Origin of the sequence: Saccharopolyspora cebuensis (genome assembly GCF_039542665.1) — a bacterium.
Classification (GTDB): domain Bacteria; phylum Actinomycetota; class Actinomycetes; order Mycobacteriales; family Pseudonocardiaceae; genus Saccharopolyspora; species Saccharopolyspora cebuensis.
Genome location: NZ_BAABII010000004.1, coordinates 345,461 through 365,085 on the forward strand (window position 1 = coordinate 345,461; position 19,625 = coordinate 365,085).

The following is a 19,625-nucleotide window of genomic DNA, read 5'->3' on the forward strand; positions in this document are numbered from 1 at the left end:
CCGTCAGCTCCCGCTTCCGCCCTTGTTGGTGATGCCGAAACCGCCGCGCTGGATGGTCTGCCCGCGGGTGTTCTTGATCTGCGAGTCGGTCGGCTTGGTGAACGAGGAGCCCTGCACGGTCTGCCCCGGAGTCGGCGCCGGCGCGCCGGGCTGGGTGTAGCCGTAGCGGTACTGCGGCGTCGGCGGACCGAGCGTGCCGCCAGGGAGGATCATCGGCATGAAGAACATCCCGCCGCTGACGTAGCCGCCCTGCGACTCGGCGTACTCCGGGGTGCACTTCTCCGGGTCCTGCGCGACCGGGTTGTTCGGGTCGTTCGACGCGCAGAACTCGGTGACGGCGGTCGCCTCGTTGCGGTACTCCGAGGCGGAGTACATCGCGGCGACCAGCGCCACGACGCCCACCGTCGCGCCGCCGCCGATCATCACCCGGCGCCGCTTCCTGGTCTTGTCCGCGGCGGCCTGCACCTCCGCCTGGCGCTGTTCCTCCTGCCGCTTCTCGGCGGCGATCCGGGCGCGCTTCTCCGCCAGCGTGGGTTCGCGAGGTGTCGTCGTCTCGGCGTCCTGGTAGCGGATGCGTCCGCGGCGGGCCTCGTCGGCTCCCGCCTCGGACTCCTCCGGGACCCCGTTCGGCTGCTCGTCGTCCCGCTGCGGCCGGTCGTCATCTGCCACTGCTAGCCATCTTCCCTCGTAGCCACTCCCGGTAGCCACATTACCCATCCCCACCAGCGCGCGGGTCAAGAATCGGTTCCGAGGTGCCGCGCGGCGCCGCGAGCGAACGGGCATGATGTTCGTGTGGCCGAGTCAGCTCCCCCTCCACACCAGCGCCGGAAGAAGCCCGACACCCGGCTCGTGATGATCTCCGCGGCGCTCGGTGCGCTGCTGATCCTGGTGGTCAGCGCGCTGCTGAACTGGCCGACCGGCGGTGGTGGCGGCGGCTCGAACCGGTTCGGCGCGAACCCGGCCCCGCCCGCGGTGTTCGACGCCACCGCGGGCACCTGCCTGACCTGGCGGTCGGCCGACGCCTCCGACATCGGCAAGATCGGCTGCGAGCGCCCGCACCTGTTCGAGGTCACCGGCAAGGCGGACCTGGCCGCGCAGTTCCCGCCGAACGCGCCGTACCCGCCCACCGAGCAGTGGCAGCAGCTCAAGATGGACCACTGCACGCAGGTGGCGCGGAACTTCCTGGGCGGGCGCTTCGACCCCAACGGCAAGTTCGGCGTGGGCGCGTTCACCCCCAGCGAGGAGAGCTGGCAGCGCGGCGACCGGACCCTGTTCTGCGGGCTCCAGCAGCCCGGGCCCTCCGGCAGGCTGCACCCGATCACCGGCGACGCCGCGCGGATCGACCAGTCCAACACCTGGCCGGTCGGCACCTGCCTGGGCATCAACGGCACCGAGCCGTGGGACCCGGTGGACTGCGCCCAGCCGCACTCGCTGGAGATCACCGGGCTGGTCAACCTCGCCGAGCAGTTCCCCGAGGGCTACCCGCCGGTCGAGGAGCAGGACGGCTTCCTGGCCACCCGCTGCGAGGAGATCACCGCCGAGTACGCGGGCAGCCCGACCGCCGCGCGGGACAAGGGCCTGGTGGTGTCCTGGGACACCCTGGCGCAGGAGAGCTGGGACGCGGGATCGCGCGAGGTGAACTGCAAGGTCGGCGCGACCCTGCCGGACGGCAGCGGGCTGGCCCCGGTCACCGGCAGCGTCAAGGGCGAGGTGCAGGTCGGCACCGAACCCGCGCCGGTGGACCCCACCCCGCCGCAGCCGGGCGCTCCCGCCACCGAACCGCGCTGACTTCCACGGCGCTGGGCGCCCGCTGGTGCTACGCCCACCCGAGTTCGTGAAGGCGCTGGTCGGAGATGCCGAAGTGGTGTCCCACCTCGTGGATCACGGTCGTCGCGACCTCGCGCACGACCTCGTCGTGCGTCGAGCACATCCGGAGCACCGGCTCGCGGTAGATGGTGATGTGGTCCGGGAGCACTCCGCCGTAGGTGCTGTCCCGCTCGGTCAGCGCGATGCCCTCGTACAAGCCGAGCAAGCCCGGGTCTGAAGGGTGTTCGTCCTCGACGAGCACGACGACGTTGTTCAGCAAACGCATCAGCTCTTCCGGGATCGTGTCCAAGGCATCCGAGACGAGCTCGTCGAACTCACCGCGCGTCACGTTCATGCGCCCATGATGCCTTCGGCGCCGCGCTGCTCGGCGCCACGAGGCGAGCGGTCCGGGTGAACCCGCCGGTCGAGGCGGTGGCCGCGGGCCCGCCGCCGTCCGGGATCGAGCAGCAGCACGAGCCTCGCCACCTGGTCGAGTGACGACACGACCCGAGTTCACGCACCTGCCGGGAAATCGGGATCAGCTCCACTGCTCTCACGCCGCGAACCCGCCCGCGTCACCATTCGCGAGGATTGCTGATGAAACGGATCACCGGAGCACGAATGGCGCTGGCGGTCGCGGCGACCGTGCTGACGTCCCGGTCCAGATCATCGACCAGAACGGGGTGGTGCGGGACACGTATCGCCCCTTCGTCATCATCGCCCACCAGGACACCAAAATCATTGCGGCATACCCGGCGCGATAGCCCTCGGGTGAGGACCGGGCATGGATGATGACGAGCTGTACGCAGAGCTGATCCGACGGCTCGGCGGCGGTGCCCACACCGCCGACCGGTCCTCGGGCCCGGTGATCGAATTCGTTCCGGCCGCCGATGGGGAATCGACTCCGGTGCGCCTGCACATCACGCGCGACTCCTTGGGCGAGCACCTGCGCTCGATGGCCGGTGACGGTGACCGCGCGTTCCCGGGCGAAGCACCGCTGGTGGGCGCTCTCCAGCTCTTCCTGGTCCACATCGACGAGGCGGTCAACACCCGGCAACCCGGTCAGGACGACCTCGTCGTCAGGCCCCACGGGGTATGGGCCTCCAGCTCGGAGCGGTGAAGGCGGTGCCGGCCCCTCAGCCGACGCCGGGCGACTCCGACCGACGCGCCGACGCACCAGTCCCAACACTGAGTGAGGGGCACCCTTGCTCCGGTTGGGGAATGCGGCGGAGCCGCATGCGGTGAGGCTGTCAGCTTGCACCGCCGCGGGTTCTCAGCGGTCTTCTCGCGAGGACAGCCGTGACGCCGTGTACGTCGTTGGTACATCAGGAACGGCTCCCGGAGCGAGAAGACCGCTGAGGTTCCGCCACCCGCACCGCCACGCAGGCCATCCTGAAAGCGGTCCTCACTTGGGCGGGGCTACAGGTCCAGGCCGTCCCAGGTGGTGCAGGTCCAGCCGGTCGCGGCGTCCGGGTCGGCGTCGAGCACGATGAGGCCGGTGTTGGGCAGGTGGACCGCGTCGGCCATCTCGCCGGTGACGTTGGCCGCCAGGTGCTGTCCCACCATGCGCAGCATCGCACCGTGGCTGACCAGCACGATCGCCCCGCCGGACACCCCGTCGAGGGTGCTCCGGGCCGAGTCGAGGAACCGGGTGAGCACCTCGCGGCCGGTCTGGGCGCCGGGCATCCGGACGTCCAGCTCGCCGAGCTGCCAGCGCCGGTAGACGTCCTCGAAGACGCCCATCGCCTCCGGGTCGCCGCGGCCCTCGTAGTCGCCCGCGCCGATCTCGTGGGTGCCCTCGGCGATCTCCACCGGCAGCCCGAGGCGCCGGGCCAGCGGGGCCGCGGTCTCCTGGGCGCGCCGGGCGCGGCTGGCGTGGATCGCGGCGATCTTCTCCTCGCCGAGCCGCTCGGCCAGGGTCAGGGCCTGCCGGGTGCCCAGTTCGGTGAGGCCCGGTCCGGGCGGCAGGGTGTCGAGCACGTGGTGCACGTTGGCGATGGTCTGGCCGTGCCGTGCCAGGACGAGCCGCGCGCCCGCCGGTGCTTCCAGGGTCATCCGATCGCTCCCGCTCGCAGGTCGTCCACCCACTGCGCCGAGTGCCGGAACACCTGCTCGGAGGCGGCGGGCCGGACGGTGGCGGGCGACCGGTCGGCCTTCGGGTAGGACCCGAGGAACCGGACCTCGCTGCACCGCCGGTGCAGGGCGCTGAGCGCGTCCCCGATCCGGGCGTCGGCGATGTGGCCGTCGAAGTCCAGGAAGAAACGGTACTCGCCGAGGCGGTCCTTGGTCGGCCGCGATTCGATCCGGCTCAGGTTGATCCCGCGCAGCGAGAGCTCGGCGAGCAGTTCGGTGAGCGCGCCCACCTCGTCGCCGATCACGGCGGCGATGGACGTCCGGTCCGCGCCGGTGGGTTCCGGGGGGATCCCGGGCCGGCGCAGCAGCAGGAACCGGGTCACCGCGTCGGGCAGGTCGGCGATCCCCTCGGCCAGCCGCACCAGCGACGGGTACTCCTCGATCGCCGTGGGCGCGGTGACGGCGGCGTCGTGCTCACCGGCGAGCACCTCGGCCGCCGCGGCGGCGGTGGACCCGCTGACCCGCACCTCGGCGCCGGGCAGGTGCTCGGCGAGCCAGCCGCGCACCTGCCCGAGGGCGTGCGGGTGGCTGGCGACCGAGCGGACGTCGCGGGTCCCCGGCCGCACCAGCACGTCGAACCGGATCGGCAGCATGGCCTCGCGCACCGCGACGAGCGGATCGCCGGCGCTGAGCGCGTCGAGGGTGGCGGGCACCGAGCCTTCCACCGAGTTCTCCACCGGGACGGCCGCCGCGAGCACCTCGCCCGTCCGCACCGCCCGCAACGCCTGCGACACCGCGTCGAACGGGACCAGCTCGGCGTCGAAGTCGTCGGTGAGGCAACGGGAGGCCTGCTCGGTGAAGGTGCCTCGGGGGCCCAGGTACGCGACTAGTGGCACCTGCACAGGGTACGGCGCGGCGCCACCGCACCCGCCGACGGCGCCTCACCCGCGGGTTCACCCGGGCGGGGCGGCCGACCGGGTGACGTTGGTGCGGCCGGTGTTGTGCGCGGCACGTCGGTGCGTTCTCCTCGCTGGTCGGAGCGGGCCTCCGAACGGGTGTGACCTACCCGATGCCACGCCCGCGGACATTCCTGCGATGCTGTCAGGCGTGACCGCAGACTCGGAGCGCTCCACGACAGGGGCGGAGCCGGAGCTGCGGCTCGTCCTCTGCGCCGTGGACGAGCCGCTCGCCGCGGCCTGGCACGAGATCGCCGACCACCGCGAGGGTCTCGCCGTCCACCGGGGTTCGGTGCTGGACCTGCGGATCGACGCGGCGGTGAGCCCCGCGAACTCCTACGGCTGGATGCGCGGCGGCATCGACGCCGTGTACGCCGCCGCCTTCCCCGAGGTGGAAGGGCAGGTGCGCAGCGCGGTGCTCGCCTACCACGGCGGGGAGCTGCCCGTCGGCGAAGCGCTGCTGGTGCCGACCGGCGTCCCCAACCCGATCTGGCTGATCAGCTCGCCCACCATGCGCCAACCCGGCGAACAGCTCCCGGCCGACACCGTGCACCCCTACCTGGCGGCGCGCGCGGTGCTGCGGCTGTGGGCCAGCGCGATCCTGGAGAACGGGACGCCGGTGCGCCACGTGGTGCACTCGATCGCGATGCCCGGGATGGGCACCGGGATCGGCGGGGTGGCGCCGGAACTGTGCGCGCGGCAGGTCGCCGCCGCCTGGGACGAGGTCTTCGCACCGGTCGACCAACGCTGACCGGACCGTCCCACCGACGGCATCGGTGCAGCTCAACGGGCCTGGTGCGGCTTTTCGGCGGACACCTCCCGGGTACTTTCGGAGCAGCGGTGAAACCGGGCGGAGCGGCGGTGGAGTGCGTACCGTCGGGCCCACCGGCCGACCACCGAGGAGGTCACAGATGCTCGTTCGCCGACTGGCCCGCCCGATGCTCGCCGCCGTGTTCGTCTACGGCGGCATCGGGGTGCTGCGGGACGTGCGCAACCACGCGAAGGCCGCGTCGCACCTGATGGAGAAGGCGCCGTCGTCGGTGCAGGACTCGGTTCCCGAGCAGGTGCCGTCCGATCCCGAGACGCTGGTGCGCATCGACGGCGCGGTGAAGATCGGCGGTGGCGTGCTGCTGGCGCTGGGCAAGTGCCCGCGCTTCGCCGCGCTGCTGCTCGCGGGCAGCCTGGTGCCCACGACCCTGTCCTCCCACGCGTTCTGGGAGCTCGACGACCCCGACGAGCGGGCGGGCCAGCAGATCCACTTCCTGAAGAACCTGGGACTGCTCGGCGGCCTGCTGATCACCGCGGTGGACCACGAGGGGCGTCCCTCGGTGGGCTACCGGGCGCGGCACCGGGCCGACCGGGTGGCCGCCCAGGCGCACCAGGCCAAGGGCGCCGCGAAGCTCAGCGCCGAGAAGGGCAAGCGGAAGGCGGGGCTGAAGTAGGCCGACCCTCGCGCGACCTGCTCCGGAGCCGGTCAGTAGCGTGGAGGCCGTGCCGGTGCGGGTGCTGTTGGTCGACGATCACGAGGTGGTCCGGCGAGGTCTTCGCGACCTGCTGGACACCGAGCCCGACGTGTCGATCGTGGCGGAGGCGGGCGGCGTCGACGAGGCCGTGGTGCGCGCCCAGGCGGGACGGCCCGACGTCGCCGTCGTCGACATGCGGCTGCCCGACGGCGACGGCCTGGAGCTGTGCCGGCGGCTGCGCGCCCTGCCCGACCCGCCGCGCTGCCTGGTCCTCACCGCCTTCGACGACGAGCAGGCGCTGGTCGGCGCGATCAACGCGGGCGCGTCCGGCTACCTGCTCAAGCAGGTGCGCGGGCAGGACCTGGTGAACGCGGTCCGGGAGGTCGCCGCCGGGCATTCGCTGCTCGACCCGGTGACCACGGCGCGGGTGCTCGACCGGCTCCGGCAGTCCGCCAACCCCGAACCCGACGAGCTGGCGGCGCTGACCGAGCGGGAACGCCGCGTCCTGGAGCTGATCGGCGAAGGGCTCACCAACCGCCAGATCGCCGAGCGGCTCTTCCTCGCCGAGAAGACGGTGAAGAACTACGTCACCTCGGTGCTGGCCAAGCTCGGCATGGAGCGGCGCACCCAGGCGGCCGCCTGGGTCGCGCGCAGGCAGAACGACGCCTGAGGCGCCCCCGGGCGTCAGCCCAGCGGGACCTCCCAGGTGATGGTGGTCCCGCTGTCCGGCGAGGAGGTGATGGCGCACTGCCCGCCCGCCGCCGTGGCCCGCTCCTCCATGTTGCGCAGCCCGCGCTTGCTCACGTCGCGCGGGATGCCGCAGCCGTCGTCGACGACCTGGAGCCGCAGGCCCCGGTCGGAGCGGCGGACGCGGACCAGGACCGAGCGGGCCCCGGAGTGCCGCACCACGTTGGACAGGGCTTCGCGCAGGGCGGCGCGGGCGTGGTCGGCGACGGCGACGGGCACGTCGGTGAGGTCGCCGGACAGGTCGAGCTTGGCCGGGCGCCCGAGGAGCTCCCCGGCGATGCGCACCTCGGAGCGCATCGACTCGTCGAGCGCCGGTGCCTGCGCGGAGGCTTCGGGGTCGGCGGAGCGCAGCGTGCGGGCGGTGGCGCGGACCTCGGCGATGGCCTGGTCGATCTGCTCCATCGTCTCGGAGAGCCGGTCCGCGTCGGTGCCGTCGAGCCGCCCGGACAGCCGGCGTTCCAGCACTTCGAGCTGCACGCCGGCCGCGTAGAGCCGCTGCACGATCACGTCGTGCAGGTCGCGGGCGATGCGCTCGCGCTCCTGGTAGACGGCGATCCGCTGGCGGGCGGTCGAGCCCTCGGCGAGCACCAGGGCGAGCCCGGCCTGCGCCGCGAACGAGGTGAGCACGTCCACCGCGACGCGGGTGAAGGTGCTCGCCCCGCGCCGCCGGTACACCGCCAGCGCGCCGAGACGGCGTTCCCGGGTGCCGAACGGCGCCACGGCGAACGGCCCGTACACCCGCAGCGACGGCGGCACGTACGGGGCGGTCAGCGGATCGTCGATGAGGTCGTCGACCACCACCGGGACGCCGCTGCGCGCCACCCGGGCGGCGGCCGAGCGCGACGACAGCACGGTGCCGACCGGATCGGCCAGCGGCCCGGTGGCCGACGGGGCGCCGTAGGTGGCCTCGACGGCGACGCGGCCGTCGTCGGTGCGCACGGTGACCAGCCCGAGGTCGGCCTCGGCGAGTTCGGCGGCGCGGCGCACCACCAGCGGCAGCACCGCGTCCGGGTCGTCGGTGGACAGCGCGACCCGGGTGATCTCGGTGGAGGCCGCCAGCATCCGCTTGGCGAGTCTGGGTTCCATCTCGCCTCCGAGGCTAACCGCGCCACCACCTCACCGGGTGAGCTCCGGACGCAGCTCACAACCCCTGGCAGACCCGCCGGGCGGACGGTCCTGGGCTGGGACGCGGAGGCTGCACGACCGCCGAGGCGGGATCACCGAGGCCGATGCGGAGGCCGTGGTCGAGGCGATGCCCCGCAGCGCACCGGGCGCGTTGCGCGCCGACGCGATTGCGGGATGCCGGAGAACCACCCCGCCCGGCCGGATCGCGAGGGGGACGGCGCGCGCCTGCGTGTCGTGCCCGGTCAGCCGGGGTGGAGGGCTCGGTCGAGCAGGGTGGTGAGCTGCCGCAGTTCGGCGTCGGTCAGCACCGCCAGCGGGGTGCTCCGGAGGGCGTCCCGGACCACCTCGTCGCGGACCCGGCGGCCTTTGGCGGTCAGGACCAGCACTCGGGACCGGCGGTCGGCCGGGTCCACGGCGCGCTCCACCAGGCCGCGGTCGACGAGCTGGTTGGTCATGAAGGTCAGGTTCGGGGCGTTGCAGTACAGGCGCTCGGCCATCGCCTTCATCGAGGGTGGCGGCTCGGCCGGGTCGATCACCCACAGCGCCTGGAACGTCGCCGGGGTCAGGCGGTGCCCGGCCAGTGCCGACCCGGTCTGATCGACGGTCCGCATCCAGACGTCGTAGGTCGCGGCGAGCGCCGCGTGGAGATCGGGCGCGGTCATGCCGTCATCCTACCGTTGATTCGAGTGTCGAAGTACTATGCTGGCGTCGATGCTTCGAGACTCGAATCAACAGGAGGTTGACGTGGGAGAGGGCTATCGCGGTGTCACCGCACTCGTCACCGGCGCGTCGAAGGGGCTGGGACGGGCGTACGCGCTGGAGCTGGCCCGTCGGGGAGCGCGGGTGATCCTGCTGGCCCGCTCGGAGGGCGACCTGCGGGAGCTCGCCGCGCACATCCGGGAACAGCACGGCGGGCCGGACGCCGAGGTGATCGTCGCCGACCTCGCCGCGCCGGACGGCCCGGAGCGGGTCCTGCGGGAGCTGCGCGACCGCGACCTGTCCGTCGACCTGCTGCTCAACAACGCCGGTACGGGCAGCGCGGGCCCGTTCCTCGGCCGTCCGCTCGAACCGCAGCTGCGTTCGGTCGCGCTCAACGTCGACGGCCTGATCGCGCTGACCCACGCGATCGGCGCCGAACTGGTCAGCCGCGGTCGCGGCGGCATCATCAACGTGTCCTCCACCGCGGCCTTCCAACCCATGCCCTACCAGGCCAGCTACGCCGCGACCAAGGCGTTCGTGCTCTCCTTCACCGAGGCGCTGGCCGAGGAACTGCGCGGCACCGGGGTGCACGTCATGGCCGCGCATCCCGGCCCGATCGCGACCGGCTTCTTCGACGGCACCTCCGCCACGATCAACCCGGTGGCGGACACTCCGGCCACCGTCGCGGCCCGGACCCTGGACGACTACGCCCGGCGGCGCGCGGTGTCCTACCCGGGCCGTGCCGTCACCCGTGCCGTGAACCGGGCCCTCACCTGGCCCGCGCGCGTGCTGCCGCGCACCGTCGTCGCGCGGGTGGCCGGTGCGTTCAACCGCCGAATGCGCCTGCACGAGGTCGTCGACCTCGCCTGATGCACCACCGGCGCAGCTCACGGCCCGTCCCGACCGGGTGATCGTGACCAGGTGAGGGGCACCCTGTACCCGGTTACTCGGTACAGGGTGCCCCTCACTCACCACCCTTCCGAGTGGCGAGGGTTCCGGCGGTGCCGGGGCGGAGTCAGAGGCGTACGGGGCGCCGGTGGGACGACGAGTGGTGCTCCGGCGCTGGACGGCACCGCGGTCGCCCCGAACCGCTGGACCGCTGCTCGGCGCCCGGCCGCACCGCCTCAGCGGGTCCTCGCCATCAGAGCCGCACGTACCCGAGCCCGCAGTACGCGAAGACGAACGCCGTGGCGATGGCCGCGGCTCCCGCGACCGCCACGGCGAGGGGCACCGCGCCCCGGATGCGGCGGGCGATCATGCCGACCAGCAGCGTCGGCCCGACCAGGCCGCAGCAGGTCGGGTCGGTGGTGTCCCCGAGGACGGTGAGCCCGTAGCGCGTCTCGCCCGACGCCGATTCCGGCGACCACCACGCCCCGGCGCCCGGCTGCCGGAGTTCGATGCGCGTCGACGACCTCGCCACCGGACCGACGTCCCCGCTCCCCTCCGGGCAGACCGGTTTCCCGTTCGGACAGAGGCGAACCCGCCGCGCAACCCGAACCGGACCGGCACGTCTCCCACGGCGAAGGACGCGGCGGGCGATCGACCGCCCGCCGGAGGCAACGACGACCGACGTCCTGCACGACCGCGAGTTCTGGAGGAACACCCATGCGCATCAAGAAGTTCGCCACCACCCTGGTGCTGACCGCCGCCGGAATGTCCGTGCTGGGCGCCGGAACCGCGCTCGCCGCCGAGTACCGCAACGAGGTCTGGGCCACCGGTCTCACCCATGAGCAGTGCCAGCAGCGCTTGGACACGGCGATCAACCACGACCACCGGGTCCACGGCGGCGGCTGCTTCGACTGGGACAAGGACGGCAAGTGGAACCTCGAGGTCATGGTCAAGGCCTGAGGACGGAACCGGTGACCGGCTTCGGGTCCGGTCACCCGCCGACGTGCTCCGCGCGGAGCCGTTGATCGCGTCCGCGAATCCAGCGGGGCCTCGGCACCGGCCCCCTCGCCCCTCGCGTTCCGGCGCCCGGGGGAGGGGGCAGCGCCCTTCCCGCCGCACGAAACCTGCTGCACCCGCACCCGACCCTCGGCGGAGGCACCTCCGAGGCTCACCGCGCCACCACCCCTCCGAGGTGAGCTCCGGACGCAGCTCACCGCCGGTCGACCACCGTGGCAGAGTGGTGGCATGACCTCGATCCGAAAGGACGTTGCCGCGTAGGCGACCGGGCGCGGTGCGGGCCGACCGCCACCGCGTCGGGCTCATCCGGCGGGGATGCCACCTCCCCGGTGCGGGCCGCGGCCCCCGGTCCGCGATCGACCCGGTCGTGGCCCGCAGGCAGTGGTGGCTGCTCCACGTCGCCCACCCGCTCGGCCGGTACCGGCGGCTCGTGCGGTCCGGCGACCGGATCGCCGCCTCCCTCGCGGACCCGTACTGCGGTGTCGCCGCCGTGCGCGACGAGCTGGAAGCAGCGCGGTCGCTGCTGCCACCCCGGTCCCGGGCGGAGCTGCGCCGGGCGCTGGCTCCCCTCGACGAGGAGTTCCGCAGGCGCACCTACCGCGATCCCCGCCCGCTCATCTGGCCCGGCGGGATCACCGCACCGTGGTGGTGGCGACGGCTACCCGACCGATGACCCCGGGAACTCGCGCGTTCACCCGGAAGGGACGTGAGTGAGGGGCACCCTTGTCGCAGTTACTTGGGCAAGGGTGCCCCTCACTCAGCTCCCGGACGGGTGACGCGGGCTGGTCAGGGGTCGAGGCGGTGGGTGATCCGGGCGTGCAGCTCGTGCGGGACGGCCACGCCCCAGCGCTGCTCGGCTTCGCCCGCGAGTTCCCGGCTCCAGCGCCAGCTCTCCCGCGCCGCCGCGCGGATCGCGTCCGGTTCGGCCGCGGCGGTGGTGGTCGTGTAGCGGACCTGGTCGGCGGCGGGCAGGTCGGCCTCCAGGGCCCGCGAGGGCGTGAGCCAGTGCCGGGTGCTGCCCCGGAGCAGGCGGCAGAGCTGCAACTGGTGCGGCGCGACCAGCGTGGTCAGGGCCGCGTGCGCGCGGGCGGTCTCGCCGCGGTCGAGGAGGTGGGCCAGCAGCAGCGTCCAGTTGGTGAGCTCGTCGACGCGCTGCCGGGCAGTGCTGCCCGGTTCCGGCGGCACGAACTCGGCCAGCCGCGCGACCTGCTCGGTGAGCCGACCGCTGCGGTCCAGCAGCACCGCCCGCTCCGGCTCGGGGAAGTGGACCAGGCCGCGCCAGCCCGCCATCGCCGCGATGCCCGGCCCCGCCGGTCCGAAGTGGAACTCGCCGCGCATCAGGTCGTCGAAGACCACCGCGCGCACGCCGAAGGAGTTGGTGCAGGCCAGCGCCAGCGGCGCGACCCGGGCGAGGAACGCGTCGCCGTCGAAGTCCGCGGCGTGCTCGTCCCGGACGAAGACGTAGGCCTCGACGTCGGAGTGCTCGTCGGCCTCACCGAGGGTCCACGACCCGTACAGCACCACCCCGTCCAGCCGGGGTTCGGCCGCGGCGACCTCGGCGAGCCGGTCGATGCGCGCGGCGAGCGCGGGGGCGCGGTTCATGGTCCTCCTCGGGTCCGGGGGCGCCCATCCTCCCGGACCCGGCACCCCGGTCCTCACCCGTTCGACACCTGAGTGCGGGGCACCTCCATCCGGCTGTGTCGGATGAAGGTGCCCCGCACCTGCCCGGGAACCGGTCGCGGTCACCCGGTCGGGCGGTCAGGAGAAGAACCCCTGGTAGTCGTAGACGCGGTTGCCCCCGCCGCCCAGCGTGTCGGTGCCGAAGCCGCCGACCTCGACGAGTTCCGGTGCGATGTAGTCGTGCCCGTCCATCCCGACCTCCTCACCAGTGCGCGGCCGGATCGCCGCTGATCGCAGCATCAGCGGCCGACGGCGGCGGTGCAACGCCGCTCACCCGGTTCCCGCACCGAGTTCCGCCCGATCGGTGAGCAGGCCGCGCTCGACGCGCAGCACCCGGTCGGCGTGCCGGGCCTCCGCGGGCCGGTGGGTCACGTGGACCACGGTGCGGTCCGGCAGTTCCGCGCGCAGCCGGTCCAGCAGCGCCTCGGCCGTCGGGACGTCGAGGTGGGCGGTCGGCTCGTCGAGGACCAGCACCGGGGCGTCGGGCAGCAGCAGCGCGCGGGCCAGCGCGAGCCGCTGCGCCTCCCCGCCCGAGACCGCCGCTCCCCCGGCGCCGACCACGACGTCCAGGCGGTCCGACCAGCCGGGCAGCCCGGCCAGCCGCAGCGCCTCGGCGAGGGCGGCGTCGTCGGCGTGCGGGTCGGCCAGCCGCAGGTTCTCCCGGACCGTGGTGGACACCAGCTGCGGTTCCTGCGGGCACCAGGCGACCCGGCCGGGCAGCCGCACCGTCCCGGATTCGGCGGGCAGCAACCCGAGCAGCACCGCGACCAGGGTGGACTTGCCGCTGCCGGACGGGCCGACGACCGCGACGTGCAGACCCGCCGGGACCTGCGCGGACACCTCGTGCAGCGCCGGTACCGCCGAGCCCGGCCAGCGCGCGGTGACCCGGTCCAGCACCAGCTCGGGACCGGTCTCCGGGCGCGGCGCGGGACGCTCCGGGACCGCCAGCAGCGGGGCCACCCGGTCGTGCGCGGCGCGCAGCGACCGCCACTGCTGGGCGGCCGGGGGCAGCAGCCCGATCGCCTCGGCGGTGGCCAGCGGGACCAGCGCGAGCAGCGGCGCCAGCTCCGGCGCCAACCTCCCCTGCGACACCGCCAGCGAGCCCAGCACCACGCCGCCGACGACCGCGACGCCGACCAGCAGCGTGCTCACCGCCGTGGCCGCCCCGGCGCCGAACGCCGCCCGCCTGGCCCGCGCGGCCAGCAACCGGTCCTGTTCGGCGAGATCGTCCCGGCGGGCGCGGTGCGCGCCGAAGGCCAGCAGCTCGGCGGCCCCGTCGAGCAGCGCCAGCACCCGCTCGGCGACCCGGCGCCTGCCCGCGGCGACCGCGCTGCTCGCGCGCCGCTCGGCGGCCACCGCGACCAGCGGGGCCAGCACCAGCGCCGCGCCCAGCGCCACCGCGGCCACCAGCCCGGCCGCGGGCAGCACCACCGCGAGCAGCACCACCGAGGCCAGCACCACGACGACCGCGACCAGCGGCGGCACCAGCACCCGGGGCACCAGGTCGCGCACCTCGTCCACGTCGTCGACGAGCCGGCTCAGCCCGTCGCCCCGGCGCAGACCCGCGGCGCGCACCGGGCCGAGCCGCACCAGCGCGTCCCACAGCCGCTCCCGCAGCCCGCCGGAGAGCCGGAACGCCGCGTCGTGGGTGACCAGCCGCTCCAGGTAGCGCAGCAGGGCGCGGGACAGCGCGAAGGTGCGCACCCCGACCGCGGCCACCGACAGCGACAGGATCGGCGGCTGCTGCGAGGCGCGGGCGATCAGCCACGCCGCGGTGGCCGTGAGCGCGATCCCGAACAGCAGCGACAGCGCGCCGAGCAGCACGCCCCACGCGGTGCGCCGGGTGATCAGCTCGCGCAGCCGACCCCGCACCGCGGGCAGTTCCGGGGCGGCGGCGGGGGGTTCGGCCGCGGTCCGCTCCGGCCGGTCCCCGGCGCCCGCGCCCCGGTGGCTGGCCAGCACGACGGTGGCGCCGGAGGCGGCGGCGCGGTCGATCGCCTCGCCGATCCGCCGCCCGGTGGCGCCGTCGAGGTGGGCGGTGGGCTCGTCGAGCAGCAGGATCGTGGCGTCGCCGCGCAGCCGCAGCAGCGCCCGGGCCACCGCGACGCGCTGCCGCTCCCCCGTCGACAGCTCGTCCACCCGGCGGTCCCGCAGGTGCCCGGCGGCGGCGTCGGCGAGCGCCGCGTCCCGCCACCGCGCGGTGCCCTCGGGCTGGTCGGCGACGGCGAGCAGCAGCTCGTCGGCGACGGTGCCGCCGCTGAACGTCGGTTGCTGCGGCACCCAGGCCAGCCGTCGCCGCCACCGCGCCGGGTCGAGCTCGGCGACGTCCACGCCGCCGCAGGTGACCGCACCGCCGTCCGGGGCGGTGAACCCGAGCAGCACCGACAGGGCGGTGGACTTGCCGCTGCCGCTCGGCCCGATCCCGTCGAAGCCGTCCAGCCGGAGGACCTCGCCGGGGCGCGCGGTGAAGCTCAGCCCGTCCGGGGCGAACCCGCCGCGCCTGCGCACCCGCAGTCCGGACACCCGCAGCACCGAGTCCGCGGGCACCGCGCGGGTCCCCGAGGTCGCCGGGGCGCGGTCGACCACCTCGTCCACCCGGCGGACCGCCTCCACGCCGTCCTCGCTGGCGTGGTGCGCCGCCCCGGCCGAGCGCAGCGGCAGGTAGCACTCGGGGGCCAGCACCAGCACCAGCAGCCCGGTGGCCAGGTCGAGCTCGCCGCCGACCAGCCGCACCCCGATGCTCACCGCGATCAGCGCCACCGACAGCGAGGCCGCCAGCTCCAGCACCAGCGCGGACAGGAAGGCGATCCGCAGCGTGCCCATGGTGGTCCGCCGGTGCGCCGCACCCGCCCGGCGCACCACCCGGCCCTGCGCCGCCGCCCGGCCGAACGCGGTGAGCACCGGCTGCGCCCGGATCAGCTCCAGCAGCTGCCCGGACAACCGCTGCACGGCGTCGGCGGCGCGCGCGGTGCGCTGCTCGGTGAACTTGCCGACCAGCCACGCGAACAGCGGGATCAGCGGCACCGTGATGAGCACCAGCAGCGCCGAGAGCCAGTCCGACAGCAGGATCCAGCCGCCCACCAGCAGCGGCACCACCGCGGCCGTGACCAGCGCGGGCAGGTACTTGGTGAAGTAGGCGTCCAGCGCGTCCAGGCCCTTGGTGGCCAGCGCGGTGAGCTCCGCCGGGCCCCGGCCGCGGATCCACTCCGGCCCCCGGCGCAGCGACGCGTCCAGCAGCAGGGCGCGCAGCTCCTCCTTCGCCCCGGCCGCCGCGCGGGCCGACACCGACTCCGTCGCCCAGCCGAGCACCGCGCGGGCCAGCACCGCACCGGCCAGCCAGCCGACGTGGTCGGCGATGCGGTCCGGGTCGGCGCCCGCGGTGACCACCTCGGCCAGGCCGTGCGCCAGCGCCCACGCCTGCACGATCAGGGCGACCGCGTTGAGCACCGCCAGCCCGCCGGCCAGCAGCAGCGCCCGGCGGGCGGAGCGGGACAGCTTCGGGAGCGCGCCGAGCGGGTTCATGCGGGCGTGTGCACCGGCGGGATGTGCCGGGTCCCGATGCGCTTGCGGAACACCCAGTAGGTCCAGCCCTGGTAGACCAGCACCGCGGGCATCCCGAACGCGGCGACCCAGGTGATGACGGTGAGGGTGTAGGGGCTGGAGGCGGTGCCCGCGATGGACAGCGACCACGCCGGGTCGAGTGTGGACGGGATGACGTTCGGCCACAGCGCGCCGAACAGCGTCACCACGGCGGCGGCCAGCGCCACGCCCTGCAACGCGAACGCCTGGCCCTCGCGCCAGGCCGCCATCCGGGCCAGCGCGGCCGGCCCGGCGACCAGCACCAGCGCCAGCGGCACCCAGGTCCAGGCGTGCCCCTCGGTGAGCTGGGCGAGCAGCACCAGCGCGACCACCGGCGCCAGCAGCACCAGGCCGTAGCGGACGGCGAAGCGGTGCGCCCGCTCGCGGATCCCGCCCTCCGTCTTGAGCGCGAGGAACACCGCGCCGTGCAGCAGCGAGAACCCGAGCACGGCCAGCCCGCCGAGCACGCTGGGCACGGTGAAGATCTGCCACCAGCCGCCGACCCGGTCGCCGCCGGCGTCCAGCGGCAGCCCGAACACGTTGGCCGACAGCACCAGCCCGACGACGAACGGCGCGGTCCACGAGGCGATCACGATCACCGCGTCCCAACTGCGGCGCCACCGCGCGGAGTCGTGCTTGCCCCGGTACTCGAAGGCCACGCCGCGCCCGATCAGCACCAGCAGCAGCACCAGGAACGGCAGGTAGGCGGTGCTGAGCAGGGACGCGTACCAGCCGGGGAAGGCGGCGAACATCGCGCCGCCCGCCACGATCAGCCACACCTCGTTGCCGTCCCACACCGGGCCGATCGTGTTGATCAGCACCCGGCGCTCGGACTCCTTGCGGGCCAGGACCGGGCCGAGCATCCCGACGCCGAAGTCGAAGCCCTCCAGGAAGAGGTAGCCCAACCACAGCAGGGCGATCGCGCAGAACCACAGAGTCGGCAGATCCACCTCGGCTCCTCGTCAGTAGGCGAAGGACAGGGATTCGTCGTCCGGATCGCGGTCCTTCGGCTTCGGCGGCATCACGCCCTCGATGCCGCCGCGCACGAACTTCGCGATCAGCCAGATCTCGACGACGGCCAGCACGCCGTAGAGCGCGGTCAGGGCGATCACCGAGGTCAGCATCTCGCCGGCGGTGACCCCGGAGGACACCGCGCTGGCGGTGTACATCCACACCCCGTCGATGCCGGACGGATCGGGGTTGGGCGCCACCACGAACGGCTGGCGGCCGAGCTCGGTGAAGATCCACCCGAACGCGTTGCCCAGGAACGGGGTGGCGATGCTGGCGATGGCCAGCGGCGCCCAGTACCGGCCCTTCGGGAACCGGCCGCGCCGGGTCAGCCACAGCACCGCCACCGCGCCGAGCGCCGCCACCGCGCCGAAGCCGATCATGAACCGGAAGCCCCAGTAGGTCGCGGGCAGGTTCGGCACGTAGTCGACCGGCTGCCCGGCCAGCGAACCCAGCTTCGGGTCGTCCGGGTAGTGGGTGCCGAAGCGCTCCTGGTACTCCGGCAGCAGCTCCTGGACGCCCTTGACCTCGCTGTGCAGGTCGCCGTTGGCCAGCGCGGACAGCACGTAGGGCACCGTGACGCTCTTGACGCTCTCGCAGTCGGGACGGCTGACGTCGCCGACGGCGAACACCGAGAAGCCCGCCGGGGCCTCGGAGTGGCACAGCGCCTCGGCGGAGGCCATCTTCATCGGCTGCTGCTGGAACATCAGCTTGGCCTGGAAGTCACCGGAGATCGCCAGCCCGGCGAAGGCCACCACGCCGACCCAGGCGCCGAGCCGGATCGACCCGTGCCAGACCTTGCGGTCCTCGTCCTCCGGCGAGGAACCGCGGTGGTTCTTGGCGAGCTGCCAGGCCGCGATGCCGACCAGGAACGCCCCGGCCACCGCGAAGCAGCCGAAGATGGTGTGCGGGAACGCCGCCAGCAGCGTGTTGTTGGTCAGCACCGCCCAGATCGAGTTCAGCCGGGGCGTCCCGTCGACCACCTCGACGCCCACCGGGTGCTGCATCCACGAGTTCGCGGCCAGGATGAAGTACGCCGAGGCGACCGTGGCCAGCGAGAACGCCCACACGCAGGCCAGGTGGACGCCCTTGGACAGCCGGTCCCAGCCGAAGATCCACAGGCCGAGGAAGGTCGACTCGACGAAGAACGCGACCAGGCCCTCCATCGCCAGCGGCGCGCCGAACACGTCGCCGACGAAGCGCGAGTACGCGCTCCACGACATGCCGAACTGGAACTCCTGCACGATCCCGGTGACCACGCCCATGGCGAAGTTGATCAGCATCAACTTGCCCCAGAACTTGGTCATCTTCAGGTAGCGCGGGTTGCCCGTCCGGTACCACGCGGTCTGCATCCCGGCGACCAGCACGCCGAGCCCGATGGTCAGCGGCACCATCAGGAAGTGGTAGACGGTCGTGATCCCGAACTGCCACCGTGCGATGTCGAGCAATTCCACGGGTCCACCCTGCGTCCGGGCGGGGACCGCCCCGCAGGGGCGGGCGTCCCGATGTCACCGGACCAGGGGCCTGAGATCAGCGGGACCAAGGTCCCGCCGGGCGCCGCACGCGTCCTCCCGTTGTAGCACCCGCACGCCGACGGCGGAAGGCCTTCCAGCATCGCCACTGGTCAACGCGGAACCCGGCCGCGCGCACCGGAACCCGCACGGCGCCCGTCCCGGCGCGCGAACCACCCGATCGGGTGCGGAGTGAGGGGCACCCTTGACCGAGTGAGGAGTCCTTTCACAATGCGGCGGAGCCGCATGCGGTGAGGCACGCAACTTGCACCGCCGCGGGTTCTCAGCGGTCTTCTCGCGAGGACAGCCGTGACGCCGTGTACGTCGTTGGTACATCAGGAACGGCTCCCGGAGCGAGAAGGCCGCTGAGGTTCCGCCACCCGCACCGCCACGCAGGCCATTGGCGAAAGCGGTCCTTGTCAGCGGAGGGTTTTCGCTACCGCCTCGGCCGCTTCCACGACCAGGGGGCCGATCTCGTCGGACTTGAGCGGTTGCAGCGCGACCACGCCGACGCTGGCGCGCAGGCCGGGGACGCCGCGGACCGGGGCGGCGATGGCGCAGGCGCCCGGCTGCGGATCACCGGTGCTGCTGAGCCAGCGCGGGCCGCCCGGCGGCAGGTCCACCGCCCGGCCCGCCGCGCCGCGCTGCACCGGGTGCCTGCTGCCCACCCGGTAGGACACGTGGTAGCTGGTCCAGGACGGTTCCACCACGGCGATGGCCTGCGCCTCGGCGCCGTCGGCCACGGTGAGGTGCACGGTGGCGCCGACCCGTTCGGCCAGCGCGCGCAGCGCGGGCAGCGCGGCGGCGCGCAGCTGCGGCAGCACCTGCCCGGCCAGCCACAGGACGCCGAGCCCGAGGCGCACCTTGCTGCCCTCGCGGCGCACCAGCCCGCGGCGCTGCAACGGCCCGAGCAGCCGGTACACGGCCGCCCGGCTGACCCCCACCCCGGCGGCGAGCTCGCTGATGGTGGGCGCCTCGCTGTCGGCGTCGGCGATGGCCTGGAGCAGGCTCAGGCCGCGTTCGAGGGTCAGCGAGCTCTCCTTGGGCTGCGGGACCTCGCGCTGACCGCCCAT

23 protein-coding genes are annotated in these 19,625 nt (G+C 73.9%); 8 read left to right on the forward strand and 15 right to left on the reverse strand.

Annotation, left to right across the window (positions count from 1 at the left end):
- Positions 1-3: 3 nt before the first annotated feature.
- The gene (locus ABD976_RS08275; protein ID WP_345359780.1) at positions 4-669 is read right to left on the reverse strand and encodes a DUF1190 domain-containing protein; all 666 of its coding nucleotides are present in this window, start codon (positions 667-669) and stop codon (positions 4-6) included.
- A gap of 123 nt (positions 670-792) precedes the next feature.
- Between ABD976_RS08275 and ABD976_RS08280 the strand changes: the two genes are divergently transcribed.
- A complete protein-coding gene (locus ABD976_RS08280; RefSeq protein ID WP_345359783.1) occupies positions 793-1,788 on the forward strand; it encodes a septum formation family protein in 996 nt (331 codons plus the stop codon).
- Between the two features lie 28 nt (positions 1,789-1,816).
- Here ABD976_RS08280 and ABD976_RS08285 read toward each other — a convergent pair whose 3' ends face one another.
- The 3 genes from ABD976_RS08285 to ABD976_RS08295 all read right to left on the reverse strand — a co-directional run bounded on the left by ABD976_RS08285 (position 1,817) and on the right by ABD976_RS08295 (position 2,531).
- Positions 1,817-2,161, reverse strand: coding sequence for a metallopeptidase family protein (locus tag ABD976_RS08285; protein WP_345359786.1), 345 nt, complete (start codon positions 2,159-2,161; stop codon positions 1,817-1,819).
- Entirely contained in the window at positions 2,158-2,310 is a 153-nt protein-coding gene (locus ABD976_RS08290; protein ID WP_345359789.1) for a hypothetical protein, read from the reverse strand. The genes ABD976_RS08285 and ABD976_RS08290 overlap by 4 nt, the downstream gene beginning before the upstream one ends.
- Positions 2,311-2,381: 71 nt before the next feature.
- The gene (locus tag ABD976_RS08295) at positions 2,382-2,531 is read right to left on the reverse strand and encodes a hypothetical protein (protein WP_345359792.1); all 150 of its coding nucleotides are present in this window, start codon (positions 2,529-2,531) and stop codon (positions 2,382-2,384) included.
- A gap of 59 nt (positions 2,532-2,590) precedes the next feature.
- On the opposite strand from ABD976_RS08295, the gene ABD976_RS08300 reads away from it, so the two are divergent.
- Entirely contained in the window at positions 2,591-2,926 is a 336-nt protein-coding gene (locus tag ABD976_RS08300; RefSeq protein ID WP_345359794.1) for a hypothetical protein, read from the forward strand.
- Positions 2,927-3,225: 299 nt separating this feature from the next.
- Here ABD976_RS08300 and ABD976_RS08305 read toward each other — a convergent pair whose 3' ends face one another.
- The gene (locus tag ABD976_RS08305; RefSeq protein ID WP_345359796.1) at positions 3,226-3,861 is read right to left on the reverse strand and encodes a histidine phosphatase family protein; all 636 of its coding nucleotides are present in this window, start codon (positions 3,859-3,861) and stop codon (positions 3,226-3,228) included.
- On the reverse strand, positions 3,858-4,775 hold the full coding sequence (gene pheA / locus ABD976_RS08310; RefSeq protein WP_345359797.1) for a prephenate dehydratase: 918 nt from the start codon (positions 4,773-4,775) through the stop codon (positions 3,858-3,860). Before pheA ends, ABD976_RS08305 begins: the two co-directional genes overlap by 4 nt.
- A 199-nt stretch (positions 4,776-4,974) precedes the next feature.
- On the opposite strand from pheA, the gene ABD976_RS08315 reads away from it, so the two are divergent.
- The 3 genes from ABD976_RS08315 to ABD976_RS08325 all read left to right on the forward strand — a co-directional run bounded on the left by ABD976_RS08315 (position 4,975) and on the right by ABD976_RS08325 (position 6,968).
- Positions 4,975-5,586 (forward strand): macro domain-containing protein, encoded by a 612-nt coding sequence (locus ABD976_RS08315; protein WP_345359799.1) that lies wholly within the window; start codon positions 4,975-4,977, stop codon positions 5,584-5,586.
- A 160-nt stretch (positions 5,587-5,746) separates the two neighbouring features.
- Complete coding sequence (locus ABD976_RS08320) at positions 5,747-6,277, forward strand: DoxX family protein (RefSeq protein WP_345359801.1); 531 nt, start codon at positions 5,747-5,749, stop codon at positions 6,275-6,277.
- A gap of 49 nt (positions 6,278-6,326) precedes the next feature.
- Positions 6,327-6,968, forward strand: coding sequence for a response regulator (locus ABD976_RS08325; RefSeq protein WP_345359803.1), 642 nt, complete (start codon positions 6,327-6,329; stop codon positions 6,966-6,968).
- Positions 6,969-6,982: 14 nt separating this feature from the next.
- Here ABD976_RS08325 and ABD976_RS08330 read toward each other — a convergent pair whose 3' ends face one another.
- Positions 6,983-8,131, reverse strand: coding sequence for a GAF domain-containing sensor histidine kinase (locus tag ABD976_RS08330; protein ID WP_345359806.1), 1,149 nt, complete (start codon positions 8,129-8,131; stop codon positions 6,983-6,985).
- 281 nt (positions 8,132-8,412) lie between these two features.
- Complete coding sequence (locus ABD976_RS08335; RefSeq protein ID WP_345359808.1) at positions 8,413-8,832, reverse strand: MarR family winged helix-turn-helix transcriptional regulator; 420 nt, start codon at positions 8,830-8,832, stop codon at positions 8,413-8,415.
- Between the two features lie 82 nt (positions 8,833-8,914).
- Here ABD976_RS08335 and ABD976_RS08340 point away from each other — a divergent pair, with 82 nt between their 5' ends.
- Positions 8,915-9,739 (forward strand): SDR family NAD(P)-dependent oxidoreductase, encoded by an 825-nt coding sequence (locus tag ABD976_RS08340; protein ID WP_345359811.1) that lies wholly within the window; start codon positions 8,915-8,917, stop codon positions 9,737-9,739.
- Positions 9,740-10,010: 271 nt separating this feature from the next.
- Here the strand turns inward: ABD976_RS08340 and ABD976_RS08345 are convergent, their stop codons facing one another.
- Positions 10,011-10,289, reverse strand: a complete 279-nt coding sequence (locus ABD976_RS08345; RefSeq protein WP_345359814.1) for a DUF6518 family protein — start codon at positions 10,287-10,289, stop codon at positions 10,011-10,013.
- A gap of 185 nt (positions 10,290-10,474) precedes the next feature.
- Between ABD976_RS08345 and ABD976_RS08350 the strand changes: the two genes are divergently transcribed.
- Both ABD976_RS08350 and ABD976_RS08355 read left to right on the forward strand, forming a co-directional pair.
- A complete protein-coding gene (locus tag ABD976_RS08350) occupies positions 10,475-10,717 on the forward strand; it encodes a hypothetical protein (protein WP_345359817.1) in 243 nt (80 codons plus the stop codon).
- A gap of 331 nt (positions 10,718-11,048) precedes the next feature.
- A complete protein-coding gene (locus ABD976_RS08355; protein WP_345359820.1) occupies positions 11,049-11,447 on the forward strand; it encodes a glutathione S-transferase family protein in 399 nt (132 codons plus the stop codon).
- 113 nt (positions 11,448-11,560) lie between these two features.
- Here the strand turns inward: ABD976_RS08355 and ABD976_RS08360 are convergent, their stop codons facing one another.
- The 6 genes from ABD976_RS08360 to ABD976_RS08385 all read right to left on the reverse strand — a co-directional run bounded on the left by ABD976_RS08360 (position 11,561) and on the right by ABD976_RS08385 (position 19,625).
- Positions 11,561-12,376, reverse strand: coding sequence for a nucleotidyltransferase domain-containing protein (locus ABD976_RS08360; protein WP_345359823.1), 816 nt, complete (start codon positions 12,374-12,376; stop codon positions 11,561-11,563).
- A 156-nt stretch (positions 12,377-12,532) separates the two neighbouring features.
- On the reverse strand, positions 12,533-12,646 hold the full coding sequence (locus ABD976_RS08365; protein ID WP_345359826.1) for a lasso RiPP family leader peptide-containing protein: 114 nt from the start codon (positions 12,644-12,646) through the stop codon (positions 12,533-12,535).
- A gap of 78 nt (positions 12,647-12,724) precedes the next feature.
- The gene (gene cydD, locus ABD976_RS08370; protein ID WP_345359829.1) at positions 12,725-15,976 is read right to left on the reverse strand and encodes a thiol reductant ABC exporter subunit CydD; all 3,252 of its coding nucleotides are present in this window, start codon (positions 15,974-15,976) and stop codon (positions 12,725-12,727) included.
- Positions 15,973-16,983: a cytochrome d ubiquinol oxidase subunit II gene (gene cydB, locus ABD976_RS08375; RefSeq protein ID WP_345359832.1), complete on the reverse strand. Its 1,011-nt coding sequence runs from the start codon at positions 16,981-16,983 to the stop codon at positions 15,973-15,975. The genes cydD and cydB overlap by 4 nt, the downstream gene beginning before the upstream one ends.
- A 12-nt stretch (positions 16,984-16,995) precedes the next feature.
- Positions 16,996-18,495: a cytochrome ubiquinol oxidase subunit I gene (locus tag ABD976_RS08380; RefSeq protein ID WP_345359835.1), complete on the reverse strand. Its 1,500-nt coding sequence runs from the start codon at positions 18,493-18,495 to the stop codon at positions 16,996-16,998.
- A gap of 476 nt (positions 18,496-18,971) precedes the next feature.
- Positions 18,972-19,625: an IclR family transcriptional regulator gene (locus ABD976_RS08385; protein WP_345360592.1), complete on the reverse strand. Its 654-nt coding sequence runs from the start codon at positions 19,623-19,625 to the stop codon at positions 18,972-18,974.